General features: G+C 34.0%; 15 protein-coding genes. 1 reads left to right on the top strand and 14 read right to left on the bottom strand.

Going from position 1 to position 23,427, the window contains the following annotated elements; all coding sequences use genetic code 11:
- Window positions 1-96: 96 nt before the first annotated feature.
- The 14 genes from OWO01_RS00160 to OWO01_RS00095 all read right to left on the bottom strand — a co-directional run bounded on the left by OWO01_RS00160 (window position 97) and on the right by OWO01_RS00095 (window position 20,703).
- A complete protein-coding gene (locus OWO01_RS00160; protein WP_268778393.1) occupies window positions 97-2,019 on the bottom strand; it encodes a BglG family transcription antiterminator in 1,923 nt (640 codons plus the stop codon).
- Window positions 2,020-2,373: 354 nt separating this feature from the next.
- The gene (locus tag OWO01_RS00155) at window positions 2,374-3,174 is read right to left on the bottom strand and encodes a DeoR/GlpR family DNA-binding transcription regulator (protein ID WP_268778392.1); all 801 of its coding nucleotides are present in this window, start codon (window positions 3,172-3,174) and stop codon (window positions 2,374-2,376) included.
- Between the two features lie 280 nt (window positions 3,175-3,454).
- On the bottom strand, window positions 3,455-4,282 hold the full coding sequence (rhaD, locus tag OWO01_RS00150) for a rhamnulose-1-phosphate aldolase (protein ID WP_268778391.1): 828 nt from the start codon (window positions 4,280-4,282) through the stop codon (window positions 3,455-3,457).
- Between the two features lie 128 nt (window positions 4,283-4,410).
- Window positions 4,411-5,556, bottom strand: coding sequence for an iron-containing alcohol dehydrogenase (locus OWO01_RS00145; protein WP_272505924.1), 1,146 nt, complete (start codon window positions 5,554-5,556; stop codon window positions 4,411-4,413).
- 98 nt (window positions 5,557-5,654) lie between these two features.
- Window positions 5,655-6,911 (bottom strand): L-rhamnose isomerase, encoded by a 1,257-nt coding sequence (gene rhaA / locus OWO01_RS00140; protein WP_268778390.1) that lies wholly within the window; start codon window positions 6,909-6,911, stop codon window positions 5,655-5,657.
- A gap of 3 nt (window positions 6,912-6,914) precedes the next feature.
- Complete coding sequence (rhaB, locus tag OWO01_RS00135) at window positions 6,915-8,324, bottom strand: rhamnulokinase (protein ID WP_268778389.1); 1,410 nt, start codon at window positions 8,322-8,324, stop codon at window positions 6,915-6,917.
- 312 nt (window positions 8,325-8,636) lie between these two features.
- Complete coding sequence (locus OWO01_RS00130; protein WP_268778388.1) at window positions 8,637-11,420, bottom strand: alpha-L-rhamnosidase; 2,784 nt, start codon at window positions 11,418-11,420, stop codon at window positions 8,637-8,639.
- A gap of 1 nt (window position 11,421) precedes the next feature.
- A complete protein-coding gene (gene pgmB / locus OWO01_RS00125; protein WP_268778387.1) occupies window positions 11,422-12,066 on the bottom strand; it encodes a beta-phosphoglucomutase in 645 nt (214 codons plus the stop codon).
- 12 nt (window positions 12,067-12,078) lie between these two features.
- Complete coding sequence (locus OWO01_RS00120) at window positions 12,079-13,791, bottom strand: glycoside hydrolase family 3 protein (protein WP_268778386.1); 1,713 nt, start codon at window positions 13,789-13,791, stop codon at window positions 12,079-12,081.
- A gap of 25 nt (window positions 13,792-13,816) precedes the next feature.
- Complete coding sequence (locus tag OWO01_RS00115) at window positions 13,817-14,806, bottom strand: ABC transporter permease (protein WP_268778385.1); 990 nt, start codon at window positions 14,804-14,806, stop codon at window positions 13,817-13,819.
- 67 nt (window positions 14,807-14,873) lie between these two features.
- Window positions 14,874-16,094 carry a type 1 periplasmic-binding domain-containing protein gene (locus OWO01_RS00110; protein WP_268778384.1) on the bottom strand — a complete coding sequence of 407 codons (1,221 nt, stop codon included), beginning with the start codon at window positions 16,092-16,094 and terminating at the stop codon, window positions 14,874-14,876.
- A 59-nt stretch (window positions 16,095-16,153) separates the two neighbouring features.
- Entirely contained in the window at window positions 16,154-17,113 is a 960-nt protein-coding gene (locus tag OWO01_RS00105; protein WP_268778383.1) for an ABC transporter permease, read from the bottom strand.
- 12 nt (window positions 17,114-17,125) lie between these two features.
- Window positions 17,126-18,622: a sugar ABC transporter ATP-binding protein gene (locus tag OWO01_RS00100; protein ID WP_268778382.1), complete on the bottom strand. Its 1,497-nt coding sequence runs from the start codon at window positions 18,620-18,622 to the stop codon at window positions 17,126-17,128.
- A gap of 353 nt (window positions 18,623-18,975) precedes the next feature.
- Entirely contained in the window at window positions 18,976-20,703 is a 1,728-nt protein-coding gene (locus OWO01_RS00095) for a methyl-accepting chemotaxis protein (protein ID WP_268778381.1), read from the bottom strand.
- A gap of 223 nt (window positions 20,704-20,926) precedes the next feature.
- Here OWO01_RS00095 and OWO01_RS00090 point away from each other — a divergent pair, with 223 nt between their 5' ends.
- Window positions 20,927-23,419, top strand: coding sequence for a GH39 family glycosyl hydrolase (locus OWO01_RS00090; protein ID WP_268778380.1), 2,493 nt, complete (start codon window positions 20,927-20,929; stop codon window positions 23,417-23,419).
- Window positions 23,420-23,427: the final 8 nt, after the last annotated feature.

The following is a 23,427-nucleotide window of genomic DNA, read 5'->3' as shown; positions in this document are numbered from 1 at the left end:
CGAATCTATAACGAATGAATTTCCGTTCACTTAGGAAATACTTCACTTTTTGTACGATTATTCTTTCAAAAAAAATGAAAAGAATGTACCATATTGTCACATTCTTTTCAATAGTTTTAAGACAGAATCCCTATTTTTTTCTTCTAAAATTTCATCTATCATTCTACGGTCATCAACAAAACGAATTAAATTTTTATACATCGGCTCAAGACTTTCTTTGTTCTCATTTGCAACATGCAGTAAACAAACAAATTGAACTTTATTTCCACTCCAATCAATTGGCTTTTTTAGTGTAGCTAAAGTCCAAAATGTACGATCAGATTGTGCTTCTAACGGATGAGGTATTGCAACTAAATTACCATAACTAGTTGAAGCTGCTTGCTCACGAGCCAATACTGATTCAATGATTCCTTTGTCGACATAGCCTTTATCAATTAGTTCATTTCCTAAATATTCGATCACTTCTTGCGGTGTTTTTAGATCCAAATGTAAATAGATAAGATTTTCATCTAAATACCGTTCGATAACCGGTGAGTTTTCTGAGTCTAACATTTCTTCAATTTTCTCTAATTCATTAGCGCCTAATAATGTGTTAATCACAATATGTGGAATGTTAATCGACTCTGGTAATGGCACCGTACTAACAATAAGATCAATAGTGTCTTGATCGTATTTCGACAAGTTGTGTAATTCTGTTGCACCAATAATAGTTAATTGACTGCCAAATTTCGCACGCATTTTATATAACAAAAGTTGAGAACTGCCCAAACCAGTGGTACAAACAATGAGACATCGCTTAGGTTTCGTTTGCAATTTTGCCCTTTCTATTGCTGCACCAAAATGAAGTGCGATATAGCCAATCTCATTTTCATCAACACTAATATCAAAGTCCTCTTCAATTACTTGACAGGCTATAATTCCTGCTTCAAATGCTACTGGATAATTCACTTTAATCGCTTCAAGCATAGGATTTCGAATGTTCATATGGTTTTTATAACGGTGAATTGCTGGCTTTAAATGGATGGCGATAGCTGCATGTAACTCTTGATCATCTACAATGCCAAACTGCATTTGATCTTCCACTCGCTTAATCATCTTATGAACAGTGATGAGAATATCTTTATCAAAACTATTTCTTAGTTTCGTCCCATCATTGTTTAAAAATAGTTTTGTACCTAACAAATGCATAGCTACATAAGATATTTCAACGGTGGGAAAAGAAATCCCCAGCGAAAGCTCAATTTCATGAATAATTGATCTTGCAACATCATATTCTTTTTTCTTAAGTATATCGTTCTCGTCTTGATTCACTAATTCGACATATTGCTGACTTTTAATTCGCCTACACGCAATTGCAATATGAACCACTAAATTATTTAGAGCTATGTCTGATAAATTCAACTGGACAACTTTTAATTGCTGTAAAACAATTTGATGGATAAGATCCATTTGTTCATTCGGAAGTAACCATTCCTCTTGATTAAATTTATCAACAATAACTGTTGTTCGTCTAAATAAGATTTCCGAAATAGCATAGCGTTTTTGCTTTTCTTTTCCAGTTAAGATTAATCCATAATTCGGTCGTTTCGATAATTGTAATTGATACTTGTTAAGAATGACCTTAACGTCTTTTAAATCATTTTGAAGTGTGGAACGACTGACAAACAATTCATCAGCTAAGTCTTCAATTTTTAAATACGTTGAACTTAGTAAAAACGTTTTGACAAGATAATGGACACGATCCTCTGGTTCGATTGGTACTGTTTCATCTACTTCAACCACCTCTCGAATAAAATGTTTGAATTTCACTTCATCCGTAACATCAAGTTGGTATCCTTGTCCTCTTATCGAAGTAATCGTTGCCCCAGCATTCTTTATTTCTAGTAACTTATCGATTTCCTTAATATCATTTCGAATCGTACGAGAGGTGACTTGAATTAATTTAGCAAGTTGTTCTCCGGTAACTGGACTTTGTTTACCTATTAATTCTTTCAGTATGTGTTCTTGTCTTGTATTCATTCGTAGCCCCTCCCGCATAGTTAATCCTACTTTACATTGTAAAACGCTTTCAAGTCACGAAGTATTTATATTTTTTCCACTAATAACGGAAAAAACTTATTTTTTTCTGTTATAAATCATTAAAATCATAGTGGTTTTTCCTATGCAAGATCCTCAAATAATTCAGATGAGTAATAAATATAGTACGATATGGATGATATTGTTCTGTGTTTTTGTTAAATGTTTTGACGATCTTATTATCGACAAAGTAAATCTCGATATACGACAAAGAACCGACACATAGTATGGTGTATCGGTTCTTTATATTACATCATTCGACGAAAAATGACAATAAACGGGCGGTGACAGGCACCGTTACGAGTGTATCTTAAGTCTTGGGGAGTGCTCCATTATCTCTTCTAATACATTTGTTTCTAAGGGTTGATTGATGAGGAGGTGATCAACCACTTCTAGTTTGGCTAATTTCGCAAAAGCTTGAATGTTTATTTTACTATCATCGAGCATCATATATGTTTGTTCACTAATTTCTATCATCTTACGTTTCACCAGTGCTTCTTGCTCATTTGATTCAGTAAAGCCACGAGTTAAGTGCAGTCCTTTACAGGAAATAAACGCTTTGTTCACATAATATTGATCAAGGGACTCTACGGATAATGGCCCCACAAACGAAAGGGAATTTTTTAATAAGGTACCGCCTGTACAAATAGCTGTGATTTTTTCTTTTTTACTTAATTCAGCAGCAACCTTTAAAGAGTTTGTTACAACCGTAAGGGGAATGTCAGGAATGATTTTCGCCATATACCATGCGGTAGTACTTGCATCAAGAATGATTCTGTCCCCTTCATGAACATAACGAATCGACATTCTAGCAATTTTTTGTTTTTCCTCTACATTGGTAACTTCCCGTTGTTCAAAAGGAATATCAAGCTTTCCTTTATCTTCATTAAGTACTGCTCCCCCGTGACTTCTCTTGAGAAAGCCTTCTTTCTCTAACTTTTCTAAATCTCGTCGGATTGTCTCTTCCGTTACAGAAAAAAAACGACTTAATTCTGCAACCTTTATCGTTTTCTTTTCATCTAATAACTGAATGATTTGTTGATGCCGTTCCGCAACTAACATAACTATTTCTACCTCTTTTCCTTTAGAAAAACTCATATTCACTTTCTCTCTTATACAATATGACGACTTGCCTTATCCTTAATATTAAGATATTTTATCTTCATCTCTATTGCTTCATCGTTAAAATCTTTTTAGTTCCTTACCGTATAATAAAAAAGTTGAATGATCCGTTCCAGTAATTCAAAAACTACCTTTATTCTATCGTTTCTATAAACAACAAGCAATTAGACTGCTACGTGAAACACGAAAAATACAGCAGATAAGATCTTATGTTTTTCTAAAAAAGAGTTATGGAAAGATCCATAACTCTAAGATATTACATATATTTTGGATTTGCTGTTACATGAAACGCTTCTGCTAAATCAAGTAATTCTTGATCGGTAATCGTTTGTTTGATTCCACCTTGATGTGATGCCACCAACATATAAACCATAGCAGCTTTTTCTGCTGTTTCAATCAACCCAAACGCATCATCAATCGACTCACCAGCACCAAAGATACCATGATGTGGCCATACTACAAGACGATGTTCTTCCATCGATTTTGCTGTTTCTAAGCCAATTTTATCTGTACCGGGTACCATCCATGGAAGGACACCGACCCCTTCTGGAAAAACAACAACACACTCCGTACACATTTGCCACAACGTTTTTGTAAATGCTTTCGGTGATAGATCATGAACAAAAGTCATTGCAATAACGTTTGTTGTATGCGTATGAATAATTACTCGATGGTTAGGATCTTGCTTTAATCGAGCCATATGACTCATGAAATGTGAAGGTAATTCACTCGTTGGTTTCGCACCATTCTCAAGTCCCCATAGTAAATCAACAGAGCTTCCATCACTAGCAACTTTTAGAATTGCTAACGTATCTGCTGGATCATTCATTACATTTTTAAAGTACTTTCCAGAACCTGTCACAATAAAATAACGGTTTGCTAGATCCTTAACAGGAAAGTCAAGAGAGAATGTCTTAACTACATTACTTGGATCAAGATATTTTTTCACTTCATCTTCCTCAAGCAAATAACTTACATTCCCTCCATTACGCTCATCCCAGTAATTATTCCACATGTTTTGTGTCACTTCCATCATTTCTTTGACAAACGGTGCTTCAATAACTTTATCGATTTGTTTTCCCATTGTTAAGTACCCCATTTCTATTATTCTAGCTTTATTTTACCTTATAAACAAAAATAATTCAACATAAACAAAAACAAAACAACAATTAATCGTTGTTTTGTTTTTGAATAATTTGCTTTTTTATTCTACTATAAAATTTCTTTAAACATTTCTATTACTTCTTCTTTTGTAGGCGTAAACGGATTTCCAGGAGCACAAGCATCCTGCATTGCATTTTCTGCTAATTTATTCAAGTCAACTTTTTCTACACCCAATTCTGATAGTTTCGTAGGAATACCAACTGTAATGGATAATTGTTTAATCGCTTCGATAACCGCTGCAGCACATTCTTCTTCTGATTTATTTGTTGTGTCGATTCCAATCGCTTTCGCAATGGCAGGGAATTTTTTCGGAGCACGTTTTGCATTCTCTCGTTCTACAATCGGTAAAAGCATCGCATTGCAAACACCATGCGGCAAATCATAAACTCCACCTAATTGGTGAGCCATTGCGTGAACATAACCAAGTCCTGCATTATTAAAAGCTAGTCCAGCTAAAAACATTACGTACGCCATTTGTTCTCTGGCTTCAATATCGTTACCATCCTCTACTGCCCGTGGTAAATATTCGAAAATTGTTTCTACTGCAGCTAAAGCTGTCGCATCAGTAATTTTATAAGCACCTGGAGTTACGATTGCTTCAATGGCATGAGTTAATGCATCCATCCCCGTTGCAGCAGTTAAATCTTTCGGTTTACCCAACATTAATTCAGGGTCATTAACCGAAACAGCTACTAAACTATTTTTATCAACCATTACCATCTTCACTTCACGCTCTTCATCGGTAATTACATAATTGATCGTATATTCAGCTGATGTTCCTGCTGTTGTATTCACCGCTACCGTTGGAATAGATTTTTTCGCTGTCTTACCAACACCTTCAAAATCACGGACATTTCCACCATTTGTTACAACTAAACCAATACCTTTAGCGGCATCTTGTGGAGACCCTCCACCCACGGAAACAATAAAATCACATCCTTCATCATGGAAAACCTTAACACCATCATGAACATTTTTCGTTGTTGGATTCGGTTTTACTTCGTCAAAAACAACAAAGTCAACAGCTACTTGCTTCAATTGATCCGTTACTTTTGCCGCAATTCCACTTTGATTTAAAAATTTGTCTGTAACAACAAGTGCTTTTTTAAAACCTAATTCCTCAATAAATGGTCCAAGCTCTTTCAAACATCCTCTTCCAACTAAATTCGTACTAGGTACATACAATACTGGCATGTTTATTTCCTCCTCTTTTTTGTTCAATACTTCACATATTTTATTTGAACATAACCTGTGAAAGCTTCTTCACAGGTATGTTAATAAACATTTAAAAATTACTTACGATTCTTTAACTCTTTTTCTTCATATGCGCGAACATCATTTAACCAATCTGTACCAACCGGAACATTCATTTGTTCGCAATAATAATCCCAAATCGCGCCAATTGGATACGTCTTAAACTCTTCCAAGACCGCTAATCGATCGGTAAAATTTCCTTCTTCTTGGTATTTTTTCAGTTGTTCATTTGGCATTAGTAATGCATATAACAAGGACTTCAACATATTACGTGTTCCGATTGTCCAAGCCGCAATCCGGTTAATACTCGCATCAAAGAAATCAAGACCAATCATCACTTTGTCTAAAGCATTATTCCGGACGATTTCAAGACCAATTTCTTTTAACTCATCATCAAAGGTAACAACATGATCACTATCCCAGCGAACTGGTCGAGATACGTGCAACGCTAATTTATCGCTATACAAAAGCATTGCTGAAATCTTATTCGAAACCATCTCTGTTGGATGATAATGCCCAGTATCCAATAAACAAAGCTTATTATTTTTTAATGCATAACCTAAGTAAAATTCATGAGAACCAACAACGTAAGCCTCAGAGCCAATTCCAAATAACTTACTTTCTACCGCATCAAGATTGTAGTGCTCGTCAATTTCGTCTGAAAAAATCGCATCTAAAGATTCTTTTAATCGTTTTCTCGGTGTCAGTCGGTCGGATGGTGTATCTTTGTATCCATCTGGAATCCATACATTTGTTAATGTTGGTGATCCAAGTTCTCTCCCCATATGTTCTGCTATTTTTCGACTCGCTTGGCAATGTCTAATCCAAAAATCACGTATTTCAGGATTTGGGTGTGATAATGTTAAACCATCAGCAGCTTTCGGATGAGAAAATAACGTTGGATTAAAGTCTAGTCCCAATTCATTTTTTTTCGCCCAATCGATCCAATTTTGAAAGTGCTTTGGCTCTAACTTGTCACGTTCCACCTTTTCCCCATCTGTTTCTGCATAAATCGCATGTAAATTAATGCGATGTTTACCAGGAATTAACTTCAATGCTTGGTCAATGTCTTTTCGTAACTCATCAGGCGTTGTTGCTTTTCCGGGATAATCTCCGGTTACATCAATTCCACCTGATAATTCCTGTTGATCCACTTCAAAGCCGCTAACATCATCACCTTGCCAACAGTGAATAGAGATAGGGACTTGCTTTAATTTATCAAAAGCTGCTTCTACATCGATCCCCCACTTTTCATATTGTGCTTTTGCTAACTGATAACTTTGTTCGATTGACATAACTTATTTCCCCTTTGGTTCAAAAATTTGAATATCAAATGAGCGATTAATTAATTGCCTTGCATCTGCTAAACTTGCAATCTCTTTTGTTTGCAACATCTGAACGACGATATTACCGATCGCCGTTGCTTCTATTGGACCGGCGTAAACTGTTCGGTTAGCATGATTAGCTAAAAGCTGATTTAACCATGTATTTTGGCAGCCACCGCCAATCATATTCACTTGATCAAAGATACGTCCCGTCACCAACTCTATTTGTTCAATCGCTTCTCGATAACTCCTTGCTAAACTGAGAAAAATCGTTTGAGCGATTTCACCTGGAGTACGAGGAACTTCTTGGTCTTTTTCTTTGCAGTATGATTGGATTTCTTCAATCATATTTTCCGGGCTCAAAAACCGATCATCATTTACATCAACAACACTCGTAAAATCCGCAGATGCTTTCGCTAATTCTACAAAATCACTGAAACTATATTGGTCATCCATTAATCGCTTTACTTCTTGGATCATCCATAACCCCATAATATTTTTCAGAAAACGGTAACGATAATCGATTCCACCTTCATTGGTAAAATTAAATTCGAGTGCTTCGTTCGTTGCGATTGGGTCAGAGCTTTCAATACCTATTAATGACCACGTTCCTGAACTCAAATAAATGGTATCCTTTTGCTCTGGAACAGCTATTACAGCTGAACCTGTATCATGCGTAGCTGGAATTACAATGTCAAAATCCATACCGAATTCCTCAGCTAATTCACTTTTTAACGAGCCTAATGTTGACTTAGGCATAAGAATCTCTTGAAAAATATCTGCAGGAAAATCTAACGTTTGTAACAATTCAGTATCCCAATTGTTTGTTTCCCTATTGACCAATTGCGTAGATGTAGCATTGGTATATTCATTTGCTTTTTTTCCGGTTAAAAGAAAATGCAAATAATCTGGTATCATTAATAATGTTTTCGCTTGTTGAAGTACTTCCGGTCTTTGTTCCTTTAATGCTTGTAACTGATAAATCGTATTAAATTTTTGAAATTGAATGCCTGTTCGATCATAAAGACTTTCTTTTTCGATCGTTTGAAAGACTGCTTCCATCATCCCATCCGTACGATGATCTCGATATGCAATCGCATCTGTTAACAACTGATCCTTTTCATCTAACAAAACAAAATCTACTGCCCATGTATCAATTGCTAGAGATTTAGGCTCAAACTGCTGTGCAATCGTCTGTTTTATCCCTTCTTTAATAGAATGAAATAAATGATCAATATCCCAACAAAGATGTCCGTTTTTTTCTACGATATGATTATCGAAACGATACATTTCTTTTAGTTGTAGCTTTTCACCTGCCAAGAAACCAGCCATCACTCTTCCACTTGAAGCTCCTATGTCTACTGCTAAATGACATTTTTGCATGTATAACACCACCAATTGTGTAATCGCTATCTATTCTTCATTATATGGGTTTATGTGTGTGGTTATAATATCTTTATTAGCAGAAAAACTGTCCTTATTTGCCGAGACGATGACTTAATAATTATATATTTTCACATAAACAATCGAGTGTGGCGGTTTTCGACACCGAAAGAGCTAAAATTGACACTCACTCGGCTAAAGCAATGGAATTCTATATTGTATTACCTTCGTATTCCATTTCTGTTTTGAACTAATGTGCTGAATAACAGGAAAACTACCCCTCAAGCCTCGATCTGCTTTGGGGTAGTTTTTTTACACGCGTATACTTTTTAACTGAACATTAACTTCTTCCACTACAGTAGGTTCTGTAAAACACATTGGCAAGAAAGCCGTTTCTTCTAATGTTGACGAGATAAATTCATCATTTTCCCCATTGACAAAAGAATAAAAAACAGGCATTTTTTCTTTAATTATTTCTTTAGCTTCTTGGTTTTTCATTAAATCTAGAATAACGGATTTTTTAGAATATGGGCAATTATAATCTACTGTTGGCTTATAACGACAAGAAAATTCATTGGAATCAATAGTTAATATGTTTTCACTAATAAATGATCCTTTTCCAGTTAATATTTCAAGACCTGAAGAATAGTTTGGTAAAGTTAAACTAGCTTCTATATTCAGTGGTTTTCTTATCACAATCTCTAGATAACCTTGTAGATCAATCGACCATTTAATCTCATAAACTCCACTGACAGAATGATACGTACAATGAATCTTTTTAAGTTGAAAATGTGGTGTAGGCTTGAAGGCTACTGATTTAAATCCTGGCTTTGTAGATTGTAAACCAGCAATACGTGAATAAATAAATTCAACTATCGAACCGTATGCATAATGGTTTAAGGAATTCATGTTCGTACCACTGATTGTTCCGTCTTCCAAAACAGAATTCCATCTTTCCCATATCGTTGTTGCTCCAAGGTTTACTGCGTATAACCAGCTCGGATGTTCTTGTTCAAATAATAAACGATATGCTTCTTCTTCTAGGCCATGATCTACCAAAACACTGCAGATTAGTGGAGTCCCTACAAACCCTGTCTTAATACGATAATAATCCTTCTTCAATCGATTCTTCAAACCATTAATGATCTTGGCTTTGTCAATATAAATATCGAATGCCAATGATAAAACATAGCCCGTTTGGGTATCAATGGTCAATCTACCATTTGGAGAAAAGTATTCATTTAATATCGCTTGTTTAATTTCTGCAGCTAGATCAGCATAGTATCTCACATCATCTTGGTAGCCTAATACGTCTGCCGCTTCGGAAACAAGGGTTGCAGAATAATAATAGTACACTGAAGCGATGTAATAATCATCTGTGGCTCCTTTTAAGGATTGCTCACTCATACCATCTTGAGCTAACCAATCTCCAAAATGAAAGCCAGTTTGATATAACCTTGTTGAACCAGTTTCTTCATCGATTCGATGAACATAATCCACGTAATTCTTCATCAGAGAATAAGATTTAGCCAAGAGCTTTTGGTCACCATAAAATTCGTATAATTTAGATGGAATAATGGTCGCCGCGTCCCCCCAAACACTCCCCGCTGCAATACTTTCTTTAAAAGAAGGTGAGTAATTCGGTATACCACCATTAAAGTGTTCTTGATCTACTTTTAAGTCATGTAAATACTTTTCATAGAAAGGTAAGCTATCCATATTGAAACAAGCAGTTGCTGTAAACACTTGAGCGTCGGCTGTCCAACCTAAACGCTCATCTCTTTGAGGACAATCTGTAGGAACATCAAGAAAATTTCCTTTTTGCCCCCATAAGGCATTTTGAATTAATTGATTAATTTTCTCATCAGATGTCTTAATATACCCTGTTCTTTCAAGATCAGAATAGATAACTTTCCCTTTAAAATCGTTAGGATTGACCTGTTTGATTCCTTCGACTTTTACATAGCGAAAACCATAGAAGGTAAAATGACTTCTCGTCGTATTTTTCTTTCCATCACTGATTACGACAAATTCAGCATTTGCTGTTCTAAGATTATCTTGATAGAAATGATCTTCTTGTAAAATCTCTCCATACCGTAAATGAATTTTTTCTCCTTCATTTACATGGTGTTCAAACTCTACAAACCCTACCATATTTTGGCCGAAATCAAGAATTTGTTCATCCGATGAATTGGTTAATAATCTAGGTATAATCTCATCTTTAACAACAACCGATAAACTTTTTCTCTCAACTACCCGACTTTTATCATAATTGACTGTATCAACAGAAAAAAATTCTTCTTCAGCTTGCTTACGAAGATCAATATATTCACCATCGTATATATTACTGTCTAGAATAAATGATTTCTTTGCCGACCATGTATTATCTGTTTGAATAACTTCTTTTTCTCCATCACAATAATCAACATGAAGTTCAGCAATACATATAAATTTGTCTCCATAGATATTATTCTTTTGATTTAATCCGAATTTACCTTTGTACCAACCATTACCAAGTATTATGGAGATTAAATTTTCTCCAATTTGCAAATCAGATAGAGAGTACGTTTGATATTGAATAAATTCATCATAATCATTACAATATGGCGCTAAGTACTCATCACCAATTTTGTTCCCATTGATGTAAGCCTCATATAATCCTAAACCAGATATGTAAAGTCTAGCGTTCTTCACGGTTTTATTTATTCTAAAGGACTTAAATAAAACGGGGTGTTCATCTTGAAAAGATGGGGTGATAAAATCAGCCGAGAATTCCTTCATTAAACCAGTTTCAAAATAAGCACGTTCACTTTCTTCTATAACTCCATTTAACAAGTGTGCTTTTATTTTCCAGAAATAACGTGTCTGTGGTGCTAAAGTAAACTGCTCAACTTCTATATTCGCTCTATTTCCAAGTGATATATCTTCTTCATAAAAAATATTATCAAAAAGTTCATCTGTACTTATTTGCAGATGAAAAGAAGCCCCTTGAAAAGGGGATTCTTCTCGCACATCAAAAGATAAATTCAAACGATCAAAATTGTAACCAATTGGGTTTGTTATGTGATTCACTTTTAACTTATAAATTCGACTCATATTAATTCTTTAGAACCTCCAATATATCAGATAATTTTTTGATGGAGAATTGAGCGGAATCAGCATCAGCAGCGTAACCAATTCCAACAGTAATCATACCTGCTTCATTTCCTGCTTCGATTCCTGAGTATGCATCTTCAACAACAAGACAATTTTCTGGTGATTCCATTAAATAACTCGCTGCTTTTAAAAATACTTCAGGATGAGGTTTTGAATTTAAGATATTATTCCCATCTGAAACCGCGTCAAAGTATTGTTTTAGCTTCGTTCTTTCAAGAATAAATTTAGCATTTCTACTCGAAGAGCCAATAGCAAGTTTATAATTTTTTTCAATCAAAATTTCAAGAGTGCTAGTAACATCTGAATCAATATTTGTTTCATTAAGCTCTTGCAAAAACTCAACATAATACTGATTTTTCTCCTCAGCTAGCATTTTTTTCTCTGAATCTGAAACCTCAAGTCCTGAATGGTCTAGGATAATATCTAAACTTTCTAGTCTAGATACACCCCTTAATAAGTTATTAACTTCTTCATCAAAAGGTATTAGTAATTGATCAGTAATTTTTTTCCAAGCTTTATAATGAAAATGATCTGTTGAAACTAAGACTCCATCCAAATCAAATATTATAGCATTAACTTTATTCAATGTTATTCTCCTCTACTGTAGTCTTGTATCCCACATACCACAAAATGCATCTACAGGACTAACCCCTTTAAAACTACTTATTCCTTCTAGTTTTTCTATTAGTTTATTAATAATTACATCAGACGATCCAAACGTATTTATATAGGTTTTTACTCTTGGTACATCAATTAAGTGATAAGGATTTTCTAAAGATATGAATATAGTAGGAACTTCAGTAAAATAGACAGGAACGTTGCTTCCCATTGGTTCTTCCCACTCAATTCTCACAATGGTTTGGTTACTCTTCGTAGCCATATTTGCTATATAAATGATAAGATCATAGTTTTCTTGAATTTCGTTATAAGGAGTCATCATACCTTCAAAGCCTGGTTTCGGTTGAAAAACATCAACAACATATCCACTATTCTCCAATTTCTTTACAAATGCATTTACAGCACCTTCCTTAGCACCAAAGCCTATATTTCCTTGTTTCGTTTCAATTCCATAAACTAAAACACGTTTATATTTATTTGAGTTTATTGGTAAAACATTTTTTTCTTCCTTAACGAGCGTAATCGATTGATCAGCACATTCCACTTCCCATTGCTTATGCAAATCAGTTCCTAAGAAAGTATCTACCTGTTCTTCATCTGGAATAAGTGTTCGATCTTTTTGTTTCTGGGGTAAGTTTAAGGATGCCTTTAATGCTAAAATTTTTGTAACTGCTTCATCTAAACGTTCTGGTGTTATGACACCATTTTCAAAACCTTTTTTCATAAATGAAAAATCTTCTTCAATATTCTTCGTAAATAAAAACATGTCGCAACCAGCCGCTATTGTTTGTGGTACTGCCTGCTCTCGACTCATAGGTATCACCATACCTGCCATTGTCGTTGAATCTGTAATTACTAAACCATTAAAGCCTAGTTTTTCTTTCAACAATTTCGTTGTAAGCTCATAGCTTAAACTTGCAGGAAGAATATCTTCATCTTTTATCTCAGGATTAAAGTATTTTGTATAAGCTGGTTGTAAAATATGACCGATCATAACCGATTTTGCTCCTGCATCTATCGAAGCCTTATATGCATTACCGAATGTTTCATCCCATTTTTCTGTAGAGAAGTCATTGATTGAAGTTACTAAATGTTGATCTCTTTCATCTACCCCATCGCCTGGGAAATGCTTAATTGCAGCAGCAACATCATAACTTTGAAGTGCCTCTACATATCTTTTTCCCAGTTCAGCCACTTGCTCTGGATTAGAACCAAATGTTCTTGTATTTGTAATTGGATTTCGAAAATTATAATCAATATCAATAATAGGTGCAAATGACCAATTAACGCCTAAAGCAGATCCTTCCTTACCACAAACTTCTCCTAATCGTGTCGCCATTTCAGGATTGTTTGTTGCTGCAACTTGCATTTGAGAACCAATTCGCGTTCCTTCTGTACAAACACCGTTTCCTCCAGCTTCTAAATTAGCAGAGATAAGCATCGGAATTCGTGATTCTTGTTGCAGACCTTTAACTGTTGCAAGAACCTCATTTTTTGGCATAGTTCGGCACATTATGCCCCCAACTTTTAGATCTTTCGCTAAGTATTTCAGATAATTTTGATCACTAGAATATGCAATTAGACAGAATAACTGGCTAATTTTTTCATCAATTGTTAAACTATCAAGCGAGCTTTTCACCCATGCAATTTGACTGTCGTTTAAGTTGAATGGTTTTTCCCTTAAATGATTCATGTTAATCACCTTTTCTCTCTTTTCTTTATTTGGAATGATTCACTGATTTCTTTCTAAAAGCAAAGATTAACTTTAATCGTCCCTGATTATTTAGGTATGTTAAAAATGCCAATAACAGAAGTGCATTTACAAATTCTTGAGTTTGACGAGGCAAGTCTAAGCGAACAAATCCTAACGTAACAAGCCCCATTGTTAATGAACCAATAAAAATACCAAATCTTTCTTCACTAAACCTTCCAATATAACCACCAATAAACATAGGGAGGAATGCAATAAACATCGCAGATATAGAAGTGAAATTAAGGGAAACACCGGTAAAACCTTGTGTTGTCATGTTGATGAATCCAACCACTCCCATTAGCATACCTGCAAGCATATAAGTCAAAATGGCATTTCGTTTTTCAGGTAATCCAGTATTCACTGCAATTTCTTGTCCGTGTTGCAACGCTTTATGGTTATAGCCAAATTGAGTATGATTCATGATGAAGTAAACAATAGCAAAGCCTACTAATAATATGATTAGAAGGTTTCTTGTTGAAGGAAGTACTAGCAAATCAAATTGAGTTGAAATTAATAATCCTTGTCCATCAGTTAAAACAAAAGTTAATGCCTCATAAATCAACATAACACCGACAGATGTAATAATTGGTGCTAATTTTAACGTAATATACACGAGGCCTGAAAACAACCCAAGTAAACCTGAGATAAAAACTATAACAAAGATTAATGAAAATGCAGGTAGACCATAGTTAATCGTTATTTGTGTTCCGATAATTGAAGATAAGATTGCCATTGAGCCCAATGAAAAATCAAATCTACCAGATTGTAAGTTTAATGCTAGTGCCCATGCTGTAAAACTAATAATCGTCGTTGATCTTACAAATGTTTGTACATGTCCAGCATGAGCGAATAATGATATGCCTTGTATTTGCGTGAGAAAGGTTAAAACAACAAATACACCAACCGGTATAGAAATAACTATCCCAATTTTTTTAATACTTTGAAATAATTTCATTACGTAAACACCTCTTAATCTATAGTTGAGAGAATCCAACAAGGTAAGTTGGATTCTCTGAAAAATATTAATCTTGTAAATTGGTAATTTCATCAAATGAATAACTTTGAACAAATGATTCGAAGTTATCATAATCTGTGTCAGGATTCTCACTTTTAATAACCATATCTAACAATTCTTTCGTATAAGCTGGATTTTCTGTACTATTAGACATTTCATACATTTCATTAAATTCATCAACATTCGTTGCGATCCAGTAACCTTGGTCAATACGAAAAGGGTTTCCATTATTTCTTACAACTTCCATGTCACCATTAATTGCATTATAGACAGCTGCAAAAATAGGTCCGATCGAAGAAGAAAATTTTCCAGCTAAATAATCTACCTGACCCGCACTAAAACCTTCATAGTAAGCATCTTCAAATGAAGCAACAGTTCCCATGCGTATATCTTGTCCAGATTGAGCTAATGCAGTTCCAAAGAATTCCACACCTAATCCCGCTGTAAGGATAACTTCCAAGCCCGGTTCATTAACTCTCTCGGCTACTGTTCCAAAAAATGCACCAGAATCATCTGGGAATCCATACACAGTGTTAATTGTGTATTCATCACTTTCAAAAGTACCTATTTGACCATCTTCACGGGCGTTATAAGTAACACCAACCTCTTCCAAGGCGCGAATCATACCATGCGTTCTCATTAAGTGCATATCAACGAATGGATATCCGCCCGCATAAAGTAAAAAGTTCGTATATCCTTGCTCAATATAATGTTTAGCCATATCATATCCTACTTCTTCTTCCTCTGCTAATGATGGCCCAATAGATCCAACAAAGTATTCGTTATCAGATAGCATATCTAACTGCTCGTCGCTAAGTGTCCCTGCTCCGATTGCATAATATACACCTGCATCTTCCGTCATTTGAATAACTGACATTCTGTCACTATCAGAGAAAGAAATAATCGCCGCAACCCCTTGATTTATAAAGTTCTCAGTGGAAGTTCTTTCTGCTTCTGCCGTATCAAGAGAATCTGAGAATAGAAATTCTACGTTGTAATTATCCTCAATATAATCTTGATAATAGCGTCTAAAAGCAATTAATTCAGAATCTGTTGCATCATAAATTTGCACTCCGATTTTTTGAGTCGGTCCTTGATCTTGTTCCTCATTTGCACCGTTATCAACACCATTTGTTTGAGGGTCACTATCACCATTACATGCAGCAAGTAATCCGATCAACAATAAACTGAATACTAATAAACCAATCTTATTCAAACACTTATTCATTTAATTAACCTCCATTTTATTTTTTTATATAAAAACAATGAAATGTTTTTATAACAGAATTAACGTGGCAGTATCTTCTTCCGATAATTAATTGTTGCTACAAATACAACAAAGAGAAATAAAATTGCCTTGGCGATTTGATTTTGACCAGAAGAAAACCCAAAAGATAATAAAACCTGATTAAGTAAAACAATGGAAAATGCACCTACAACTGCCGCACTTATTTTTGATCGAGCTCCACCGGATAACGGCATTCCACCGAACACGATTGCAACCAGTACGTCTAACCCCAGTGAAGCAGCAGTCGTTTGCCCCAGCATAGGTGCTCTGATAACCGTCAAAAATCCAGCCAATCCTACACCAATTCCTACAAGGATAAAAGCGATAATAGTAATTTTTTTATTTGAAACGCCAGATTGTTTTGCTGCAATTGGATTAGCTCCTAAGAACTTGCTCTCTCTCCCGACTTTCGTATAATTAAAAATAAAGAAGCAAAGTAGGAAATAACAGATTAAAATAAATAGTTTAAATGGAACATTGTCAAAAGCAGCAACCGCGTCACTCGGTATACTAATACTAGATTGTCCACCTAGTAAAACTCTTACTAATGAGCTCAATATACTTAACATTGCAACAGTTAATACGAAAACTGGTAGATTTAACAATACTGCAAGTATAGATTCGATTACACCAATCGATACACCGACTAAGATACTTGCAAGTAGCATTAGAAAAATTGATTCTGTTCGGTTATAAGTTATTACACTAACCATTGCAGCAACAGCTGTTGCTGCGCCTAACGAAATATCAAATTGTCCAAACGAGAAGATAAAAATAGCACCCGTCGCAACAATTGCGACAATAACTGCCTGTTCAATAATAATCCCCATACTATATGCGGTTATGCTCTCCCCCATTTGAATATAATAAATACTAATTAAAGCAATCAAACCAAACCACGAGGAGTAATTTGTTATTCTTTTTAAACCACTAAATTTATTTGTAAAACGTTCCACCATAATGCCATCCCCTTAAATCATGTAATTAATAATATCGGACTCAGAAAGTTCTTTATCTCTAAAAAATTCTTTCGTTATTTTTCCATCCTTCATAATTAGAAGGCGATCAACTAAACCGGTCAACTCACTTAACTCTTCAGATATGAGAATAAAAGATTTTCCTTCATTCTTTAGTTTAATAATCAATTGGTACATCGCTTGTTTCACTCCAATATCTACACCGCGAGTGGGACAGTCTAGGACCAAAATATCTGAATTACGTCCCATCCACTTAGCAAATACTACTTTTTGTTTATTACCACCTGACAATCCACTTACATATTGTTCCATGGATTGAGCTTTGATATTGAAGATATCCACTTGTTCTTTAACGTAAGCCTTTTCATGTTTACTGAAAATTAAATTATGTTTTTTTATGATATCTAAACCTACGATAGAAATATTCTCTCGAATACTACTATTTAGCGAAAGCGCCTCATGGTCTCGATCTTTAGAAACATAACCTAGACCCGCTTTCATCGCAGTTTTTTCATCGATAATCTTCGTCCCTTGAATAGAGACATGACCTTCTTCAGCATTTTCAAAACCAAATATTACTTTCCCCAGAGTATGCATTCCGCAATGAGACAAACCACCAATTCCTAAAATCTCACCTTTATGCAAGTCTAAATTAACTCCATTTAAATCATTTTCTTTATTTAAATTCTCCACTTTTAATACAACTTCACTGCTAACTTCGTGATTATAATCACTTCGATAATAATCTCCTTCTAATTCACGACCTACTAGAAGTTGTTTAATATAATCCTCTTCAAATTCAGCTTTATTCAGATGTTTAATTAACTTTCCATCTCTTAAAACAGTGAGTGTATCACATTTTTCTATCAACTCGTCTAAGTCATGTGATATAAGTACAACGGATTTGTCTCTGGATTTAAAATCCTCAATTATCTTATACAGTATTTGTCTTCCCTCATAAGATAAAGCCGTAGATGTTTCATCAATCACTAGAATATCTGGGTTTTTAAACACCACTTTAGCAATTTCAATTAACTTTCTATTTTGCATATTCAGGTTTTGGATCATATCATCTGCTCTAATATTCGTTATACCTATGTTGTCTAAAGCCTGATTTGCTTTGTTATAAAGTTCTTTTTTATTTAATAATCCAAATCTTCCATATTTGTTTAATTCACCCAAAAATATGTTTTCTGCTACGGTTACATTTTGAATCGTTCCTTTTTCTTGAACAATCATACCAATACCGTTTTGAAGCGCTTCAACCATATTTGAAGGTAAGTAAGGTTTTCCTTTATAAATCAATTCTCCTTTAAAAGATTTTTGAATTCCTGCTATTATAGAAGAAAAGGTTGATTTGCCAGAACCATTTTCTCCAACTAATCCTCTTATTTCACCACGATATAAGTTAATATCTACACCTTGTAAAGCCACCGTTTCACCAAAACGCTTTTTAATCCCTATAGCTTCTAAAATAATTTTCTCTTTCATTTCTTTCCCCTTTCAGTTGAGAGCGTTTTCTTTATCTGACTACAATGATACCCTTTTCATAACAAGCAACCTAGATCATAATTTATCTCATTTTATACAATTATTTAATTTTCATCATTAAATAAACAAAAGCTTTTACATCGTTTATATTAAAAAAGTGCAGATTATTTATAATTATCACATTTTTACTCATGACTTTTAAGTTGTTTTCAATTAGTCCACTATGCATAGCACCTTGGTCGCGTCGACAAATTTTCACTGAGGCAAATATAGGCTACGCTTCTTTTGTCGGCTAGGATGCACGTGGAAAACAAAGTGATGCTATACTCTTTAATTACTGCAAGTTCAGCCGATTAATAGGAAAACTTATTCATCAATTTGTTCAATTTAATAGATAACTGGTTAAGGTCATCTGCTTTTCCTTTAATTACTTGAATAGATTTTGTTGTATTGTTCGTGAATTGTGTATTATCTTCAATACTTGCCGCTGACTGTTGTGAGATTGATGCAATTTCTTGGATCGATCTATTCATTTGAGTAGATCGATTAGATAGATCACCCAAGTTATCTTGTACAACGTTTATGCTATCTGACATTACTAATATTGCTTTTTTAATTTTCTTAAATGTTATTTCCATTTCATTTATTTGCGTTGTTCCGTGTTCAACTTCTTGATAACCTGTTAGTAAAGTAGTGCTAACATCTGTTGACTCATTTTGAATTTGAACAACAACATGCTTAATATCTTCAAGTGAGTGTGTAACTTGTTCAGCTAATTTCCTTACTTCATCAGCTACAACAGCAAAACCCTTCCCGTGCTCACCTGCTCTGGCAGCTTCAATTGCAGCATTTAAAGCTAATAAATTGGTCTGTTCACTAATATCTTTGATTACTTGAATAAGTTTCGTTATTTCAAGCGTTTGATTTTCTAATCCTTTAACTCTTTCAACAGAACCTTTTACTACCTTGTTTATTGACTTCATTTGAGTAACGGATTCTGCCATTTTTTCTTCACCTAAAGTAGTTAATTCCAAGACACTATTTGAAGATTTACCAATAGAGATCCCTCGATCATTCGCCTGATTAGCATATTCTACCAAATGCTCCATTGACTCCGACATTTCAACTACATACTTCGCTTGATGATCAGATCCTTCTGATAATTCTTCCATCGCATTTAGAGTATGATCAGAATTTTGATTTACTTCAGTAGATTGCTCAATCATGTATCTACTTTGCGTTTCCACTTCATAAGATACTTTTTTAATCTCTTGAACCATATCCTTTAGGTCCTCTCGCATCGTTATCATCGCTTTAGACAGTTGCCCCACTTCGTCCTGTTCCCCGTTGTATTTTAGTTCTGAAGACAATTGGCCTGCTGCAATTTCTTGACTAAATAGAATAAGCGCCTTCATTTTTCTTGATATTACACGACTAATAAGATAAATAATCAATGCTCCTACAATTAGGGAAATAATCATAGAGATTAATAAAACCACATGTGAGTTCTTTAAATACTCATGCACATTCTCTGTAGCGATTGTTCTTTCTGTGTTTACCGTTTCTCTTAACCCATTTAAAGCATGAATCATATTATCTCCTAAATCATTGGCTCTTGAAACTAAGACATACAAAGCACTTTGATCATTCGTATTTACTACAGGAATAATTTCCTGAAAAAATAACGTGTTAAATTCTTGATCAATTTGTTCAATTTCGGAAAATAATTGTAACTGCTCTTGAGTAACTAATGATTCCTCCATTACGGATTTAATCTCATCAAATTCTTCTTGAATATTTCGAAAGTCAGCTTGTGATATCCAAGAGGAATTTTGTAGTCCTGCATAATTAACCGCTTGAATTGATTTTTCTCTAAACAATGATCCCATCTCAGTAATTGCGACAGCACGATCAGCCTGTCGATCTAATTCATCTACTGTCTCTCCAGTATTGGAGATCATATAACTAACAATAAATGTTGAAAGAATAAATAGAATAATAACAAAACTTAAAGCAACACTATATTTCCAACCAATTCTAAGATTTTTAAACTTTAAATGATTCCATTGATTTTTTTTCACTATTTCCTCTCCTTATGTACTATCGATAATTTAATTTTAATGAAAAAAATGAAAATGATAAGGTGATAAATTAAGCGTTTTCACTCATTAATTTAATATTTCTATCTTAAGAAACAGATAAAACGTGTCGATAGTAACTTAAAATTGTGAAGATGTTTTTTACATATTCACTTATTTCAGTTATAATTTTCAAAAGAATACGTTTACAACTAGGAGGGAAAATATGCAACACAACTATGAAATGATTCAATATGAAGAAGATATTCCGATAAAAATATTTATTCATCAGTTAGGGAGTGTCAAAAAGCACTGGCACAAAAGCATCGAGTTGTTATACATGTTAGAGGGAAATGTTGATATTTATATAAATGATAAAAGTTACAAGCTCAAAGAAGAGGACGTTATTGTCATAAATAGTAATGAACTACATCAATTGCATTCTGATTATGCCGTACTTATAGCTGTTCAAATTGAATTAGATGAATTTAATTTGAGAGATAATATTAAAAAAATGAGTTTTGACTGTTTTACACAAACTCAACCAAATAAGTCTTTTGAAAAGATTAAAAGTTTGATTGCAAATATGATCTATACTAATTCACTTAATGACGAATCAACATACGCTTACAATTTATCTCTTGCTTATTCATTAATTGGTGAGTTAATGAGAAATTTTAAATCTGATCGGCAAATAAATAATGTAAAAACGGACAAACATTTAAAACGTTTAAGTAATATTCTGAATTATATAAAAGAGCACTATAACGAAAACTTGACTCTATCCCAAGTGGCTGAAAGAGAACACCTATCCGCGCCTTACCTTTCGAGTTTTTTTGATAAATATATTGGTATTAATTTCACTACTTATTACGATAAAATACGGATCGAATATGCCGTTAATGATCTTATTTCATCCGATCTATCGATTGAAGAGATTGCAAGAAAACATGGTTTTTCCGAAACAAGATCCTTTTTAAGAGCATTCAAAAAAGAGTATGATATGTTGCCAAGTGTTTATCGAAAATCACAGAAAAAAACAAATAAAAAACATGATCATCCTTCTGACAATCTTGTTGATTATATTGAATTTGAGCCCAAATATTATTTGGACAAGATAAGTAAGTATTTTAATGAGGAACGAACACAAACGAATGTCATAAACAGAGGAAATAAAATCAAATCGTTGGATCTAATTGATTTAGCTGAAAAGACAATTCCTTTAACACACAATTTCAAGAATTTCACCTCTGTTGGTCGTGCGAAAGAATTGTTATATAAAGAAGTTCAAGAAATGCTCACCGAATTGCAAAAAGCAATAAACTTTAAATACATTAAGTTTCACGGCTTGTTGTCTGATGACATGTTAGTCTGTAAACGCAATGAGAATGGAAGCTTGTCCTTTAGTTTTATCCTAATTGATAAAGTACTTGATTTCCTTGTCTCACTAGATTTAATCCCACTAATACAACTATCATTTATGCCAGAAGTGTTAGCTAGCAATACAGAAAAACATGTTTTCGCATCAAAAATGAATACGTCCTATCCTAATGATATCAAAGAATGGAAATTATTAATTGAGGCATTCATTCAACATATTCAATCTCGATACGGCACTAAGGTCATCGAACAATGGCTTTATTGTGTATGGAATGAACCAGACACGTCAGCGAATATGTTCGGAATCGGCAGTGATGAAAAATTTTATCAATTATATATAGAAACATATATTAGTGTAAAAAAAATAAATCCAAACCTGATTTTTGGTAGCCCTTCATTATTACTTATCACTACTATGAGTAAAGAATGGGCGAGGAATTTTCTTTTGTGGACAGTGGAGAATGATTGCACACCTGAGTTTCTAAATTTACACTATTACTCTGACGATTTTAATAATTTAGCTGAAGAGCATAGCCTTTCTTTACCATATAAAGCAAAACTGAGTCATGATCACCAAGATTTTAACAAATATATAGATAGTGTTAAAGTACTGCTGAAGGATCTACATTTGGAGCATTTAAATATCTACTTGACTGAGTGGAATCTAACTGTATCACACCGGAATTTAATTAATGATACCGTCTTTATTGGATGTTATTTAGCAAAAAATATATTATCAAATTATGATAAATTAGATAGCTTCGGTTATTGGTCATTAACAGATTTTATTGAAGAGTTTCAATTAGATAATAATCTTTTTCATGGTGGGTTGGGATTATTCACTTATAACGGCATTAAAAAACCACATTTCTATGTGCTAGAGTTTTTGAGTTGGCTTGGAGATCAATTAATTTCAGAGGGAGACAGTTATTTTATTACCAAGAAAAATGATGAAATTTCGATGATCTGTTACAATTACGAACATTATAGTAAGGTTTTTGCTGACGGGAAAGCCTTTGCAATGACACAAACAAATCGCTATACACCATTCACCCAAAATCTTGCTCTAGATTTTTCTATTCCCTTTATAAATATTGATAATGGACATTATCTTGTTAAGGAATATATAATTAATCAAGAATATGGTAGCGCTTATGATAAATGGGTGGAGATGGGTGGAATTCCGATTCAAACAGATTATGATATCCATCTAATGAAGAATGCATCGATACCTAGATTAAGACAATATACAGTAGATGTGGTTGATAATAATTGGACGTGTTTCACAACATTAGAACCGTTAGAAGTAAAATATATCGAAGTGACAAAAGTTAATTAATACTTTTT

Source organism: Natronobacillus azotifigens, assembly GCF_026805325.1.
Taxonomy (GTDB): domain Bacteria; phylum Bacillota; class Bacilli; order Bacillales; family Amphibacillaceae; genus Natronobacillus; species Natronobacillus azotifigens.
This window is presented reverse-complemented; position numbering and strand designations above follow the sequence as displayed.